Raw genomic sequence first — 15,702 nt, forward strand, 5'->3', positions numbered from 1 at the left:
ATATGCTTACTTTACTAAATCGCCTTTCGGCCTTACTTGCTTTTGTTGCCCTCTTCAGCCTCTTACTGAGTTGCTCACCCTCCGGCACCGACGCTCCTCAATCAGCCGACGTGCGAAACGAACAGTCCTTAAATCAGGCCGTGCGACTTAGCGGTAACTACACGTGTGTGCGGCTCCAGTTGGATAATGGCTACACCGAAGGGCGCGGCCACCTAAAAGGCAGTGGTTACACTGTTCGGGTGCAGGCTAAAGGGGATTCAGTACAGTTTTCACTAACGGGTGACGGCACCGCTGGTCGATACGATCAGCTCGACTTGGGTACGTATGCCGTGGATGCTAAAACAACTGGGGTAGCCAGCAGCTACTTTACCATCAAAAAAGATGTTCTGGCCGATTACAACGCTGTAACGGTTGTTGACCGCATCGTTGGAGGAGCGGGCGGTAGACAGATCACCTACACATTCCCTATCACCCTGTACCAATTCATGACGGGTACGCCCAAAGCCGGGCAGTACACTCCGATTAAAGCGTCGGATCTTTTCTCAACGACCCAACGGGTAGTGGGCATCTTTACCGTCGAGAGAATTGTAACGTTGACTAATTAAATAGCTGGCTATCCTTTTCTGTTAACAAGTTCTCCCTGATTATCAGTTGAATAGATAAATAATTGACTACTCAACTGATAATTAACTATTCAGATAGCTGCCTATCCATTTTTTTGTTTCATTTTTGCGATTAGAACTGACCGGCAAACCCAACATGAAAATCATTACCGTGGCCCATCAGAAAGGCGGGGTCGGCAAAACAACGCTCGCGCTCAATCTGGCGTTCTACCTCAAAGACATCAAGCGGGTGGGTATCGTTGATACCGACTTACAGGGTAGTGTGCAGGGACTCGATTCGCTACTGGATGGTATTACGCTTATTAGCTACGAAGCCCTTCAGGAGGGTAGCTACCCCGAATTGGACGTATTGCTGATTGACACGCCCCCATACCTAACCAGTAAGCTATCGGAACTGTTTTCCGTGTCAGATTTCGTGTTGGTACCCACGAAGGTGAGCTACCTTGACGCGATGGCCCTTAAAGCAACGATGGCCCTGCTCCAAGAAACTCAGCAGGCTTACCCCAGCCTTCGCGCCGGCATCGTGCTGAACATGGTCAAGCCACGCACGTCGATGAACCGGGAGATTAAAGACATTCTGGATACCTACCCGATTCCGACGTTGAAAACCCGAATCCACGAACGGGTAAGCTACATTCGATCCGTCATTGCGGGGGGCATTGTGCAGTTGGAAGACCAGAAAGCACACGAAGAGATGGCCGACCTGGCCGAAGAAATCATTGAACAACTTTAATTCTGCGACCTCATGGCCGAATCTCTGAAAGAACGCCAGGCCCGCCTGGCTGATAAATTAAAAAACGAACCCCACAAAGCTCCTATTCAGGAAGTTAATCCGGTAGCGCAGCCCGACCCAAAATCGGCAACTAACCCCAACGCGGCTACCATCGATGATCTTGTTCAGCTTAATACCAAAGTACCCAAAGCCCTCCATAAAGCCATCCGCCGAATTTCGGTGGAAGAGGACATTGAAATCCGCGATATTGTGCGGGATGCTCTGGAAACGTATGTGAAAGGGCGGGCTTAACGAAGTGCCAAATACCAGTAATAAAATGCTTCGGGTTGCGACTTTTTCAACTTGTTAAGTCGGTTTGTCGCAGGGTCGCTTAGCTGCCAGTCAGCGATGTTAGCCGGTTGTTCATAATGATGAAGGGTCGTAGCTCCCTCAGCCAGCAATCGACTTAGATAAGCCGCTTTTGCCCCGGCCAGAATGGCACCTTCGATGGTGAAGGTGCCAATGGCAAAGCTCCCCATCCGCCGGATACCTTCCTGTAGCTGCACAAAATACGGGTCCTTATCATCCCGTCGCGTAATCAGCAGGGCCGTCTCGCGCACGTCAGTGAGCACTTCCACCGGCGTAATTAGCAGTTTTCGGTACGCAATCTCCTCCTGCGCCGTCCGCTCAAAGGACTGCCCGACAACCCTCATGTCTGTCGTCACGTCAAATAACTGCCCCACATCGAAGAGTTGTTTGATAATTTCAGCCGGCCGCTTTTTGGTATAAAGTATTCCCGTGGTGTTCGGAGCAAATGCCGTCAGCTTATCACCCAGCAGACTGTCGGTATCGGGAAGTCGAACGACAGTAAGCGGCTCGATAGTCTTGATCCAAGGATGCCGGATGGCTTTCTCGATCAGGCGTGGGTAGTTCACTTCAGCAAAAAGAATATCCAGCAAAACGGGTTCGAGCGGGTGCTGTGGATCAACCACGCTGGTGTAATAAAACTTGTAGTGACTAACCGGAATCCCGATGTGCGAAGCGCGGTCTGAGTCATCCTCCCATTTTACAAAGGCCCCGCTGGCTACAATGGCATCAAAGTGTTCCCTCAGATCGGCCCTGTCAGGCATGATGATGTCCACGTCGATAGAGAATCGGCGGGGTTGCTCGTAGTGCAGGATAAGCGACGTACCACCCTTGAAGACAAACGAAAGATCCTGTCGCTGTAACTCTTCGAGCAGCTTCAAGGCCCAGACCACCTTTTCCAGTAATTTCAGGTCAACGGCTTTGGGAAAACGTTTGGCAACGGCTACCAGCCAGTTGCGGGTAAATGTCTCAGCAAGAATCATGTTAGTGTTTGGCAGGTGGTGATTGGCTCAGCAGTTGCTCGACCTGCTCAAGCCGGTTGCGACGCCGGGCGTAGCGTCGGAGCTTATCGCGGTTAATGACGAATTTGGCGAAGGCGGTGCGCACGATGTAGGGCAGCTCTTCCTGATATGTAAAGAACAGGTCGGTGTCAGCCACCAGATCCACCAGCATCTTTTCGAGCGGGGCCGTTACGTACCTGCCCTGCTGCTGTACCGGACTCTCGCTAATCAGCGGTTTAATAATGACTGGCGTAGCGGACGGCAGACCGTGTTGACTAAGCAACAGCCAATCCTCGTAGCGGTAAACAGCCAGGTTTTTTCTGTCGACCCGTATTGGCTGTTCTTGTAAAAGCTGATAGACCGACTCGACCGCTACCCGGTCTACCTCGACCAGTTGCAGAACGCTCATTGGCTGTTGAATCATCAGATCGGCCAGTACCCGTGTATCCCACACGCAGCAATCGGTGAAGGGTAATTGGGCTTTAAGCCTGTCGCTGATCTTGCGGAGCGTCGGCGACAGGTCAGGCTGGTAGGTTGGCCGGTTGTTGATTTGATACTGACCATAGCCTGTCCGCACCAGAACGCCCTCCTGCGTCAATTCATGCAACCGCCAGGCAAGCGTGGAAGGTTTAGCTTCCCCCCAATAGCGTTCCAGGAGGTCAATCAGTGCGGCTTTTGGGATGGTGTCCTGAGTGCCGAACTGTTCGCGGAGGGTAGTATGGATGGTTGCGTTAGACAAGGGGTATTATTCAAAATTCTGGCAAATATCAGTGTTTTTTGCCAGAATTTTGAATGGAATACCTATTGATTTTCAGCAATTTCGCTATTCGGTAGACAATATGCTAAGAGCCTTCAAACAAACATATATATGTACGTTAATGATGAATTTAAAAACGTTTTATAAAAATTTAGAAACGATAACTTTGATTTTAGGTACGTATATAGTAATTTTGAGATCATATATAAGCGGATGATCACAGAGATAATCAAAATAATTGAAGGAGGTTTAGGTAAGGACCCGCATAAAGTGTTGAATTATGCGAAGCTGTTAGCCGAAAACCTGAGTAAGTCGGGCGACCCGAAAGGGGCCGATCGGATTATGCGTGCCCTACAGAGTAAGCAAGCGCAACCTGTCTTTATGGATCAACTGTTCACGGCCCCAGTTGATCATGAGACAAGAATGAATATTGCAGATTTAGTTCTACCTCAGCCCGGTCAGCAGGTTCCAGTAATACTTTCGGAGAGCCTACGCCACAAGCTGGATGGCTTTATAGGGAGAGTTCAGCATCGCAGTGAACTTCAAGCGGCAGGGGTTGATCCCCAAGCGTCGCTGTTGCTATACGGACCTCCCGGTTGTGGGAAGACTACGCTGGCCCACTATATCGCCCAGCACATGCAACTACCATTAGTGGTAGCCCGGCTGGACTCATTAGTGTCATCCTTGTTAGGTAATACGGCTAAGAATATTCGTAAAATATTTGAGTTTGCCAGCCGCCAACCCTGTGTCTTATTCCTGGATGAATTTGATGCCATTGCTAAAGCCCGTGATGACCAGCATGAGTTAGGTGAGTTGAAGCGAGTTGTAAACAGCTTATTACAGAATATTGATGAGTATGTCGAATCGAATATTCTGATTGCTGCCACAAACCATCACGAACTGTTAGATAAAGCTATATGGCGACGATTTAACAGTATTGTCGAGATTGCTCTTCCCGGCGAAGGCGAAATCCAGTCTTTACTAAGCTTGTTTCTGCAAACCGCTCAGTTAAACTTTGAGCTGGATAGTAAAAGGGGGGAAACACTAGCCAAGCTGCTAACAAGCAGTAGCCCCGCCGATATCAAAGCAATATGCCAGAATGCGATTGCTCATAACGTACTACAGAAAAAGCAAACCTTGAATTACGAAGAACTCCTGCTTCAGTACTACTACTACAAGCATCATAATTCAACATCCCATGAAGCGCTGATGAGCTTCTTGAACGCCAATAGCGTTTCTCAAGCGGCTATTGCAGACGTACTAGGCATTTCACTTCGGCAAGTTCGCAACTTTTTTAACCAAAAATCATAATTATGGAGCCGAAAAACCTACCCATCAAGTTGTTCAGCAAACGCGGTACACAGGATGAACGGCGAACCGAAGGTGGTGGAGGCAACGAACTACCGCGCTGGGTACTTCCTCCTGCCCTTCTGGAAGCCAAGTCAGAGGTATTTAGGGAAATACTAAATACGACAGCATTAACCCTGATTGACCGTCAACCAGATCGGAAATTCATACCAGCGGTTCTTGAAGTAACGGTACGTGAGGAGGCTATGGCAAAATCGCATAGGAACGAGGTAGCGAAACTGTTCAACCGAAAAGAAGAGTACAATCTGATTGGTCTTTCTGATGATCTCGATCTGATGGTTAAGGTGGATTCGACCGAACAGGTCAGATTCATTGATCAGAATTTACAGCGTCCAATCTCATTTCCAGTGGCTTTGTCGGCTATTGATGCTATCAGACCCTTTCAACCGCGAGTCGATCTGCCAGATGATAAGGCCACGCCCCTGAAAATTAAACTTATAAACTTTCCGGATCGGCGTGTCAACGAACGAATCGAACAGGCATTTGAAGGGACATTACGGGCAAATGATACTTCGTTTAGGAAGACAGCTTATGCGTTTGGTCTGACGGTATACAAGGTAGAACAGGTTCGACCTGATGCACTGGAATTGATTCAGGAGTTCGAGGCATTGTACTCGATTGACCCCATGCCTTCCTACCAGATTACGCTGGATGAACTTGCTCCTAGTGCATCGCTACCGGTAAAAAGCCCCGTCAGTGGCAAGGAATACTTAACGGTGGGGGTTCTCGATTCGGGTATAGCACCAATACCTCACCTAAAACCCTGGTTGGATGAACGCCGGTACACAGCTTATGATGACAGCGAAGTTGATCGATCACACGGCACCTTTGTGGCTGGGGTTTTGCTGTACGGCGATGAATTGGAAGGGCAGGACTGGGTAGGCGGAGGAGAATTTAAACTCTTGGACGCTACCGTATTTCCCAAGCGTGGCGTTCGTATCGACGAGGATGAGCTACTGGAAAACATACAGAATGCCATTCGTGCCTATCCAGATGTAAAGCTGTGGAATTTGTCAGGTGGTGGAACAACGGAATGTGGCAACCGCGATTTTTCCGATTTTGGGAAGGCGTTGGATGACCTCCAGAAACAGTACGGTATTGTCATCTGTAAATCGGCGGGTAACTGCTACAATTTTGCATCGTCATTACCCAAGCGCAGAATCCCTATCTCAGCCGATTCGGTGATATCGCTCGTAGTTGGTAGTGTTGCCCATGCCCGGCAGGCAAGTGATATCGTATCCGAGGGATATCCGTCACCGTTCTCGCGGGTGGGCTTTGGCCCAAATAAACTTGTTAAACCAGAGTTGGCTCACTACGGGGGTAACGCTGGGGTGAAGAAGACTGGCGAAATGACGTTTACCGGCGTAAACTCCTTCTCTGTAACAGGAGGAGTGGTACAGCAGGTTGGCACCAGCTTTTCGACCCCACGCGTGTCTGCCTTGCTGGCAGGCCTACACCACCGGGTTGAGGGGGATTTCGACCCACTACTGCTGAAGGCATTGGCGATTCATTCGGCCAAATACCACCCTGGGTTGAGCCTCTCTCCGGCGGAACGGTTGAAAGAAATGGGTTTTGGACTGCCAAGTTCTGTTGCCGATATTATTTACAATACCCCCTACGAGAGCACGCTCATCCTACAGGATAACATCCTGCGTGGAGGCTATATCGAAATGCTCGACTTCCCATTTCCCGATTTATTGGTAAACGAGGCCGGCCAGTATTACGGTGAAATAACATTAACCCTCGTTGTTGACCCACGCTTAGAGAGCAGTCAGGGTGCCGAATACTGTCAATCGGATATTGCTGTGTCGTTCGGAACGTATGAGCAGGTGAAGCGCCGAGACACGACAAAAAGAACGATATTCAATCCTATTGGCCGATTGAACCCGAACAACGTGCTTTTACCGAACATTTATGCCGCCCGGTTCCAGCGTTACATCGATCATCCGTTTACGGCGGAACGACAGCTTCGCGACGATCTGGGCAAGTTCCATCCAGTGAAGAAGTACGCTGTTAACCTTCAGGAGATGACGGAGGCCAACCGGGTACGTAGTTTAACCGCTCCTAAAAAATGGTATCTGGAGTTGAAAGGGCTGTTCTCTCAGGCAGCGGAAAGCGCAGCAGCACAAACAGGAGAAGTGCTGTCGCAAGATTTTTGCCTGATCATCACGATTCGAGATCCGCTGAAGAGGCACGACGTGTACAGTGCAGTTACGCGGAACTTAACCATCAACAATTTTCAGCATACCAACATTCAATTACGGAATGAGGTGAACATTAACGTTGGAAACCGAACGAACGACCAACGGGGCTAACACCTGCAATGCGAAGGATTGATTGATAGATACTAAAGACATTCTGATACAGAGCGTGTCAGTAAAATGAACGTTGGGGTAGGCGTTAAAAGCCGACCTACCTCATAAACTGAACTAATTGATGTAACAAAAGGCCCTCGAAATCAAACCGTTGGCGCGGTTAACTCCGAGGGGCCGAGAAAACTAAAAATAATGCCCAACTGCGCAACAGTGGGATGGAATCAACAGGTTGACGATCCTATAGTTGAGTTTCCGGCTGATAAACTACGCGCAAAACAACAAGGTTCGCTTCGGTTCTGCAAGCCACTACCTCAGTTTTGCCCATCCTACCGGATACCTCCTCCCATTTCCTGCTGACGCGCCCAGCTACGGTATAGCTACCATAAGCTCGATTGCTTTGTATCCATCGTCCAAGCTGAGACGAGACGATGTTTTTTCCGTGCGCAAGTTGTTTTTCATACTTTCTAACAAACAATAACCAGTATGGCCACAAATGGCAAGCCGGGCGGTGGTCGCCACGGCGCAATCAAAGACCGGTCGCAGACATATAATCCGCACAACGACCGCTGGACGAAACGTGACACCGATACGGGCCGCTTCATTGACCAGAAAGCCGATGATAAACCGTTTAAAGGTGTTCGTCGGGAAAAATAAAGTTAACCCCCGGTACGCTGATCAGCGTACGGGGGTTTCTGGACTAACCTTTGTCAAAATGCCTAAATCCGTAGCTGAAGGGTTTGATACGTTCTTAACCCGCTTGTGCCCGTTGCCTGGCGAACACGCTAAGGCCACTTCGCATAAATCATCCGTCGAGCGATGCCTTATGAATAAATTTGAGTGTTCGAGTTTCTTCGAGACTGGTTCGTTTGGTAACAGTACGGGTGTCCGGCACAGAAGTGACACTGACTACTTTGCTGTTATACCTTCTCGTCGATTGTCTGACAACTCAGCAACCTCATTGCGCGTCATCAAAGAAGGGCTTCAGGGTACGTTCTGGTCCACGCCAGACATAATCGTTAATACGCCAGCGGTATGTATTCCGTTCGGTACGTATCGGTCCGAGGATATGGAGATAACGCCCTGTTGCTTCAATGGATTGATCCGGAATTTTCGTTCTTACCATATTGCCAATGGGGCTGGTGGCTGGATGGTATCCAGTCCAGATGCGCATAACAAGTATGTCCGTGAACAAGATATACGGCTCAACTACAAGCTGAAACCACTGATTCGCTTAATCAAAGCATGGAAGTACTACAAATCAGTACCTATACGGTCGTTTTACCTTGAATTATACGTAACTCGTTTCGCCGAGAAAGAATCCTCAATTGTGTACGCAATGGACATTGACAGCGTTTTATCAAGACTATTGAAGGAGGGGTTACCGGATATCATAGACCCAATGGGCATCTCCGGGTTGATCGAGCCATGCGATACGATTGCCAAATGGAGCGATGCTTACTCGAAACTGAGCACCGCTGTTAGTCGGTCCAACAAGGCGCGGGAAGCTGAAGGCAAAGGCAACATTGACAACGCTTTTTACTATTGGGATTTACTCTTTGACGGAAAGTTTCCTTACCGATGAACCACATACCTACCCGACAAAATGAGCAGAAGCAGTTGGAACGACTGGCGGCTCAGCGCGAACTATATTCAGCCGCCAAGGTATATCACGGCTGGCAAATCATCCTGAACGTGGTTGCTCCTATTACGCTGTCAGTAGCGGCCATTATCTGGACGAGCATGGCCCCCTGGGCAGCAGCTTTTGGGCTATTGGTCGTTTTTTTTGATAGTACTCTGTTAGAGCCAGCGACAAAGAAGAAACGTACTAAAGCGGCCAAAATTCAGGAGCTATTCGACTGCGATGTATTCGAACTACCAGCATCGCCCCTAAAAACAGTTGATGATATTACGGTCGAGGAAGTACTTACGTACTACGACGCGCATCGGAAAATACCAACCAACATCGAAAAGATAAAAGACTGGTATCCTATATCGGTTGGTTCATTACCCCTGAGCATCGGGCGTTTGATCTGTCAACGAAGCAATTGCTGGTGGGATTCTCGACTTCGTGAGCGCTATTCAAGCTACATGCAGACGGCAGGCTATATCGTTACTGTAGTCATTGTTTTGGCGGGCATCGCAGCTAAACTGAGTTTTACAAACGTAGTACTGGTAGCGAGTGTGCTTTCTCCATTCTTCCAGTTCTGCATGAAACAGAATACCGAACAGCGTGAAGCGGCTCAGCGCCTAAATGAACTGGCCAATTACGCCAAATGCGTTTGGAGTACGGCATTCAGCCACGATGAGGCTTTTGCGTTTGAAAGCTCGCGTCGCCTTCAGGATGAAATTTTCGAGCACCGAAGCAAAAGCCCGGTTATACTTGATTTCTTCTATAACTGGCTCCGAGACAAGGACGAAGACTTGATGAATCGGTCAGCCGAAATTATGATCAAGGACGCTCAGCAGCATTTGGTGTAAGGGTAAAGACCAAATTCTGAACAGCCACATTGACCTTGTCACAATCTTCGATTTCATCTTTGTCGAAGAATCGAATGGCTACTTTGGCATCAGGCTCTTTGGCTCTGTACATCATGAGTTACCTATAATAAATCAAACTGTGAACAAGATTAGAGCAAAACAGCGTCATTTTGAAGTCACGTTCGGAGTCGAATAGCTTCGTGACAATCTGTATTTCGCCGGGCGTTTTGGTTCGAGTGTAGTAAGACATCGACTGACTGATGTCCCACTCGATTTGTACTTCCAGCGTGTCGGGGTCAGCTAAGGCCAGTTTACTGGATGCCGGAATGAGCCGCAGTCCATGTTTGTAGGCGTTATATTCCTCCCGGTCGGTAAAGTCCAGTAGCAATGGTCCTAATACCGTATTTGATGGCCTCTATGCTGTTGGCAACGTCATCCAAGACTTGTTGCGGAAATGAACCATCAGGCCTAACAATCGGATAGAACAATTAATTAGCTATACTTATATGCCGTCCCGAAAAAGTGACGAGGTCGTCTAAGAAGTTGAGAGCCTCTTCATTTTCAGCTATTTCACGAATGAGTTTGTAGTTGTCCTGCCATTTTGCATAGGTTAGCCGAACCATCAGCTCTGTATCATCAATTAAGTAGTGCCTTGTGGTTTGAGAGCCAAAAACAGTTCAAAAAAAGTCTCAATGGCATGAAAATAGGTTTGTCGCATATCGCTCCGAAGCGTCAACCTGACTTCGTCTTCATTGCGTTCGCCGTAACCTACGTGGAATGGATCAGGCTCAATGCTGGTGGAGTTATCCAGCAACTGTTTGAGGTATAAAGCTTTTATGCGGTGGTAATTCTTCAGGTACGTCTGATAGAAGTATTTAGGTTCAAAAATCATTGTTTTAGTAGGTTAGCGAGGTTCTACACGGTTGACCGTTTTTTTTTCTTTCCACCTGTTTCCATGCCTGCGCCAATGAGCGGAGCCGTGTATTGCTCGTATAGCTCGAAGAGGTACTCGATCCGCTTGGTCTCGCTCAGAAATGCCTGTGGCCGGTAGCAGAGGTCAACGGCCCGGTCAAGGTTCTGGTGGGCTTTGACCAGCGCGGGCGGCATTGTCAGTGGATCATAAAGGTCGGCCAGACTACTGCCGACGAACGAGGCTCGCATATCAAGCACCTGTTGCGCGGCCGTCTCGACCATTGTAATCTGCTTTTCCGTCGGGACTTGTGGCCACGGGAAGTTGTTGTAAACAATGTCTTTAGAGTATCGATAGTCGCTTTTGAGCCGACCGCAGACGTAACGTACCCAAGTCATGTGCATTTCAGAGGTTAGCACCCCAAAATGAAACATTCCTGCATTTGGAATGATTTTGACCAGATTACTTGCCAACGTTTCTGGTTGCTCGTAACCAATTGGTATGTATCGACGACGCTCAGAGGAAACTTCTGGCACGAGCAGGTAGCTACCCTTGGGCATATTTTCAACGTGAAAGCGCGTTGGAATATCAGCCAGCTTTCGTGTTGGTGCGCTGACGCTGGCTAATCTAAGTTGACGAACAGCCTCGACTCGCTTTATCACTTCTGGCATTTTTCGCAATTCATCCGGTGGGCATTCGCCCAGCCAAAGACACCAGCGTTCGTAACCATTGATGAATTCATCCGAACCCAGCCAACGCCGAAACCATTTTTCTGCTTGCGGTTCTTTCATGATGAATGCCTGTTTTTCGGCGGTGGTAAACAAATAATTTCCACCGTCAATGGGTTTGTTGCCTATGCCAATTTCAGGTACGTTGCAAATGGGCTTTTGGCGGCTATTGATCAAAATAGTACGGCCTTCAACCAAATAGGGATTAATTGAGCGAACCGACCGTTCGATAGGCTCACCTTTCACAGCCGGGTATTCGTACAATATGCTGCTGTTTACTGCGTTATCATTGGCTAAGCCAATGATAACGCAGTAAACAGCAGCATTCCCTCTGGCCTCGTTGCTCCATTTGAAGGTACGATGAGCAAAGGAAATCGCCACTTTGTACCGTTGAAGTAGTTCTCCCCACAATATTCCAACCTGTTCGCCCTGGGTAATTGAGTTGGTCGAGACAAAAGCCGCTTTTGCTGCTGTTCGCTGAATGATGTCAGCTACTTTGACGTACCAACCCGACACATAATCCAACGTACCCGCTCCACTGACGCCCTGGAAAATTGTGACAATGTCCTTCCGTTGTTCGTCCGTCATCATCTTGGAGCCAATGAACGGCGGATTGCCAATAATGAAGTTGTAGCGTGGTAGATCTTCCCCTTCCTTGGGTTCTGGCAGTAATGATTGCCAGTCGGTGCGTAGGGCGTTGCCATGCACGATGGTCGCTGATTTGGTGAGTGGCAGACGGATGTAGTACTGCCCGAACTCCTCCGAAATCCGCATGTTCATCTGGTGGTCCATTAGCCACAGGGCTACCTGCGCAATTTGCGCCGGAAACTCTTCGTACTCGATGCCGCAAAACCGGTCCACGTCCACCAGCACCAGGTCGTTGACGCTCACAAACTGTTGGCCTTTCTGCAACGCTTTAATTACATCAATTTCGAGTAGCCGCAGTTCCCGATACGTAATGATGAGAAAGTTGCCGCAGCCGCAGGCCGGGTCTAAAAACCGGAGGTTGGCCAGCTTCTTATGAAAAGCAGTCAGTTTGCGCCTGTCAGTTTGAACGGCCCGAAACTCGCGCCACAGATCATCCAGGAACAGGGGTTTGATGACCTTCAGGATATTCTTTTCTGAGGTGTAGTGCGCTCCGAGGTTCCGCCGTTCGACGGGGTTCATCACCGATTGAAACAGCGACCCGAATATAGCCGGCGAGATACGGCCCCAATCCAACGCGCAGCAGTCCAGCAAGATTTGCCGCATAGCCCGGTCGAAACTCGGAATCATCAGATTTTCGGCGAACAGTTTGCCATTGACGTAAGGGAATTGCGTCAGGGCATCGTCCAGATTCTTCGAGCGTTTTTGGGGGGGCGTATTCAAAATCTGGAACAGCATCGCCATCTGCGATCCCAAATCGAACCCGTCTTCGCGGGTGTTCTGGCTCAGGTAGTCCTGGAAAATGCCTTTATCGAAAATACTGGTATCGTCGGCAAACAGGCAGAACAGCAGTCGTACTAGATATACTTCAAGTGGGTGGCCATCGTAGCCCACTTCTTTCAGCTTATCATGCAGACCGCCCATCATCTGAGCTGCTTTAATGTTGACGGGGTCTTCTTCTTTGTAGGTACGTTTCTGGTAGCCCAACATGAAGCCAAACTCCTTGACGTGCTGATGGAGGTCAGCTAATAAAAATTCGTGCGGTGTGCTGCTGGCTTCTTCCAGATCATACAGCCGGAACCGGGCAAAATCGGATACCAATACGTACCTGGGCAGTTCGTGATCTTTAAGCCCGACAAAGTAGTCGACGGCCTGTTTGTAGGCATCGTCTAAGCTACGCCCCCTCGACTTATGTTCGACAACTAACGTACCGGGCCAGAACAGATCGACAAACCCTTTGCTCCTACCCGGCCGCTCGACGGCTTTTTCAAATTGCGCCAGTCGTCGGCGCGTGACACCAAATACGTTGAAGAAATCATCCCAGAACGACTTGGCTTCGGCACCTTCCGAGGCTTCATCTTTCCATTCGTTGGCAAAGCGCAAGGCGCGATCTTTTATTTCAGTCCAGCTAAGGGCCATTTCACGAAACTTGGTAGTGAATAAAAAGCCAAAATAGTAAAACGTATGTCGTTAGCCTACTCATACGGTTTATTTTGGCCTTATTCCAAAGCGTTTTGTGAAAAACGGAGAAGTAAACTGGGGTTCATAATCGTCAGAAATGACGAGGAAAATGTCGTAGTTTGAATAAGAAAACCCTTCTTCAGTAAAATGGCCACGCAGGAAACGAATCAATTAGACGAACGAGTCAACCATCAGCTATTGGCAATTCTGAAAGATATGGTTGTTAATATCGTAAGACCTGACAATCACTACATGGTGTCGGCCAGCTACATTGAATTTTTGGATGAGCAACGTACCTATCGACGTCAATATTTGTGTCCTATATATGTGCATCAGGATGCGGCATGGAGCATTGATTTTGACGAGGAAGGTATCTTGCTCGATGTCGTGATGGCCCCCGGCCCTAACATCCCCCGAGAGCGAATCCGAATTCCCTATGCTACCATATACAGCGTAGCGAAAAACGATACAGGAGGACTTTTTCACGAAAAAGACCTGCTTTTTTATGACCGAGACCGTTTTACAATGCCACCGCTCTCTTAACTACGATGCGCCACCCAATTGAAAAGTATAATCAAATCCAGGCTGAGGAACTGGCTAAAAAACCGGAAGAAGATCGCGAATTCTGGGCGCGGATGAACCGCATCGGTAATGCGGCTTACTGTTACCAGTTTCAGTTCAACGAAGTAGCTAACACTGGGCCAAGCGAAGGGGTTACTCACCTACCCGAAGATCTGGTAAGTTGGCTAACTCAGCGGCCCAGTGTTATTCAGTCGAATCGGAAAGCTGAGGATTTGCTGCGTATCTACTTTGAGGAATATCTGGAAGGATTGCCCAACGACCGAATCAGGCAGCTTGAGCGGACACACGGCTTGGAAGAAGCCAAGCGAAGCTGGCCCTTTCGACGTTATGTATTAGAACGCAATGATTTCGGCATGAACGAATTTATGCGGCTAAATCTGAGTACAGAGGATTATGATTTCTGGATTGAGACAGCCCAACTTTAAACACTGTACCAAACTTTAAAGCCCCAACTTCATGGCCGCGTTATGTTTGACAACTTCCTGCACCCGCGTGTATCTGTCAATCATGGTGCGGGTTCGATGCTTGGTTTGCTGCATAATCTGTGAGTCGTCGGCTCCGTTCAATTTAGCGATGGTCACAAACGATGCCCGGTGTGAGTGTGCTGAGTAATCTTCGCCCAGGTATCGTTTGGTAGCACGGGCCACCTGTTTGTCTGATAACCGTTCATCCGTAATTTGCTCCCCCTTTCGAATGCGTACGAACAGGGGTCCTTGGGTGCGGTTAAGCAGGTTTAGGTAATCTTGTAAGGCACGGACTGGACAAGTTTCGGGGTCAGAGCTAAAGAACAGGGCTTTCTCTTCTCGTTTTCCGTACTGGTTGGTCTTACTCCCCTGATAGCTCAGTACGGCACCCTCACGGGTAAACTGTATCCCTTCTATGTCGAGGGCGACCAACTCTGAGCGCCGAAAGGCACCGGCAAAACAAATCAACAGCAGTGCCCGGTCACGCAGACCCGCCGATGTGCTGGATATAGCCCTAACGCTTCGCTTAAATTCGTCGATGTCAAAAGCAGGAGCCTGTTCCGGCTCAGTGCCAATTGTTCGTTTGATGCCTTCCAGCACAATCTTAACGGCTTCGTCGGCCGCAGGATCGGGGTGCTTACGGGTTCGGTGCCACTTGCGAATAGCTGCCAACCGACGTGACAGCGTCGCCCACTTATGCACGGCGGCCTCAGCCGACACGTACGCTGCCAGCGTGGCCGGGCTGATGGGCAGCATACCCAGGTCGTGCAGCCGCAGCCACTGTGTTAATTGCTCAATATCAGAACGGTAGGCGGATTGGGTGTTTACGGCCCCCTCGGCTCCTTTTTGAAAGAATGCCGCCGTTTGCTGGGCTAACTCTGCGAGCGTTTGCCGAATGCTAACCTTACTGTCGCATTGAGGAGTGATGGATACGGTTCGTTTGGCCATAATGATGGGAGTAGCTGATTAAGCAATTCGACCTGGATTAGCGCGGGCGGCTGCTACTGACGCTTCACACTCCGCCTGGGTCAACTCTTCCAGGGCTTCAACGCAGAGGAGAGGCTTGCCTGTCTGTTCGCTGTACTCAGTCACAAACCGAAGCCAGATATTCCAGTCGGGTACCTGCATGTGCGACACTGTACCCACAGATGCAATCTCCGGTGGCCGTTGATGATAAATGGGAGCGTACCGGGTCAGCATTCCCTGGAACGTCTGTTTAATGCCTGCCTGCACATCGGGCGGCATCCGTTCATAGGTAGCCCAGGCAGAGTCTGACCATAGGATGGTGTCGT

18 protein-coding genes are annotated in these 15,702 nt (G+C 49.1%); 10 read left to right on the forward strand and 8 right to left on the reverse strand.

The features are described 5' to 3' along the window. Positions 1-2 precede the first annotated feature (2 nt). The 3 genes from F7231_RS26135 to F7231_RS26145 all read left to right on the forward strand — a co-directional run bounded on the left by F7231_RS26135 (position 3) and on the right by F7231_RS26145 (position 1,647). Complete coding sequence (locus F7231_RS26135; protein ID WP_229370399.1) at positions 3-605, forward strand: hypothetical protein; 603 nt, start codon at positions 3-5, stop codon at positions 603-605. 154 nt (positions 606-759) lie between these two features. Next, positions 760-1,356, forward strand: coding sequence for a nucleotide-binding protein (locus F7231_RS26140; RefSeq protein WP_166694188.1), 597 nt, complete (start codon positions 760-762; stop codon positions 1,354-1,356). A gap of 12 nt (positions 1,357-1,368) precedes the next feature. Further along, positions 1,369-1,647 carry a hypothetical protein gene (locus F7231_RS26145; RefSeq protein ID WP_166694189.1) on the forward strand — a complete coding sequence of 93 codons (279 nt, stop codon included), beginning with the start codon at positions 1,369-1,371 and terminating at the stop codon, positions 1,645-1,647. Here the strand turns inward: F7231_RS26145 and F7231_RS26150 are convergent. Then, entirely contained in the window at positions 1,644-2,684 is a 1,041-nt protein-coding gene (locus tag F7231_RS26150; protein ID WP_166694190.1) for a nucleotidyl transferase AbiEii/AbiGii toxin family protein, read from the reverse strand. The genes F7231_RS26145 and F7231_RS26150 overlap by 4 nt on opposite strands. A 1-nt stretch (position 2,685) precedes the next feature. Further along, positions 2,686-3,441: a DUF6577 family protein gene (locus F7231_RS26155; protein WP_166694191.1), complete on the reverse strand. Its 756-nt coding sequence runs from the start codon at positions 3,439-3,441 to the stop codon at positions 2,686-2,688. A gap of 231 nt (positions 3,442-3,672) precedes the next feature. Between F7231_RS26155 and F7231_RS26160 the strand changes: the two genes are divergently transcribed. The 5 genes from F7231_RS26160 (at position 3,673) to F7231_RS26180 (ending at position 9,620) form a co-directional block, all read left to right on the forward strand. Continuing rightward, entirely contained in the window at positions 3,673-4,770 is a 1,098-nt protein-coding gene (locus F7231_RS26160) for an AAA family ATPase (RefSeq protein ID WP_166694192.1), read from the forward strand. A gap of 2 nt (positions 4,771-4,772) precedes the next feature. Further along, the gene (locus F7231_RS26165; RefSeq protein ID WP_166694193.1) at positions 4,773-7,142 is read left to right on the forward strand and encodes a S8 family peptidase; all 2,370 of its coding nucleotides are present in this window, start codon (positions 4,773-4,775) and stop codon (positions 7,140-7,142) included. Positions 7,143-7,625: 483 nt separating this feature from the next. Continuing rightward, complete coding sequence (locus F7231_RS26170) at positions 7,626-7,796, forward strand: hypothetical protein (RefSeq protein WP_166694194.1); 171 nt, start codon at positions 7,626-7,628, stop codon at positions 7,794-7,796. A gap of 58 nt (positions 7,797-7,854) precedes the next feature. Beyond that, positions 7,855-8,724, forward strand: a complete 870-nt coding sequence (locus F7231_RS26175; RefSeq protein ID WP_166694195.1) for an SMODS domain-containing nucleotidyltransferase — start codon at positions 7,855-7,857, stop codon at positions 8,722-8,724. Continuing rightward, on the forward strand, positions 8,721-9,620 hold the full coding sequence (locus F7231_RS26180) for an S-4TM family putative pore-forming effector (protein ID WP_166694196.1): 900 nt from the start codon (positions 8,721-8,723) through the stop codon (positions 9,618-9,620). The genes F7231_RS26175 and F7231_RS26180 overlap by 4 nt, the downstream gene beginning before the upstream one ends. Here F7231_RS26180 and F7231_RS26185 read toward each other — a convergent pair. The 4 genes from F7231_RS26185 to F7231_RS27535 all read right to left on the reverse strand — a co-directional run bounded on the left by F7231_RS26185 (position 9,592) and on the right by F7231_RS27535 (position 13,322). After that, positions 9,592-9,735 carry a hypothetical protein gene (locus F7231_RS26185; protein WP_166694197.1) on the reverse strand — a complete coding sequence of 48 codons (144 nt, stop codon included), beginning with the start codon at positions 9,733-9,735 and terminating at the stop codon, positions 9,592-9,594. The two genes, F7231_RS26180 and F7231_RS26185, sit on opposite strands and share 29 nt — an antisense overlap. A gap of 3 nt (positions 9,736-9,738) precedes the next feature. Then, positions 9,739-10,008, reverse strand: a complete 270-nt coding sequence (locus F7231_RS26190) for a hypothetical protein (protein WP_166694198.1) — start codon at positions 10,006-10,008, stop codon at positions 9,739-9,741. A gap of 252 nt (positions 10,009-10,260) precedes the next feature. Beyond that, positions 10,261-10,512 (reverse strand): hypothetical protein, encoded by a 252-nt coding sequence (locus F7231_RS26195; RefSeq protein WP_166694199.1) that lies wholly within the window; start codon positions 10,510-10,512, stop codon positions 10,261-10,263. 23 nt (positions 10,513-10,535) lie between these two features. Continuing rightward, a complete protein-coding gene (locus F7231_RS27535) occupies positions 10,536-13,322 on the reverse strand; it encodes a DNA methyltransferase (protein ID WP_166694200.1) in 2,787 nt (928 codons plus the stop codon). 189 nt (positions 13,323-13,511) lie between these two features. Here F7231_RS27535 and F7231_RS26205 point away from each other — a divergent pair, with 189 nt between their 5' ends. After that, complete coding sequence (locus F7231_RS26205; RefSeq protein WP_166694201.1) at positions 13,512-13,907, forward strand: hypothetical protein; 396 nt, start codon at positions 13,512-13,514, stop codon at positions 13,905-13,907. A gap of 5 nt (positions 13,908-13,912) precedes the next feature. Next, complete coding sequence (locus F7231_RS26210) at positions 13,913-14,371, forward strand: hypothetical protein (protein WP_166694202.1); 459 nt, start codon at positions 13,913-13,915, stop codon at positions 14,369-14,371. Positions 14,372-14,386: 15 nt separating this feature from the next. Here F7231_RS26210 and F7231_RS26215 read toward each other — a convergent pair whose 3' ends face one another. Further along, entirely contained in the window at positions 14,387-15,358 is a 972-nt protein-coding gene (locus tag F7231_RS26215) for a site-specific integrase (protein ID WP_166694203.1), read from the reverse strand. Between the two features lie 18 nt (positions 15,359-15,376). Beyond that, positions 15,377-15,702, reverse strand: a 326-nt coding sequence (locus F7231_RS26220) for a hypothetical protein (protein WP_166694204.1), incomplete at its 5' end; no start/stop codon positions are given.

This window comes from Fibrivirga algicola (genome assembly GCF_011742925.1).
Classification (GTDB): domain Bacteria; phylum Bacteroidota; class Bacteroidia; order Cytophagales; family Spirosomataceae; genus Fibrella; species Fibrella algicola.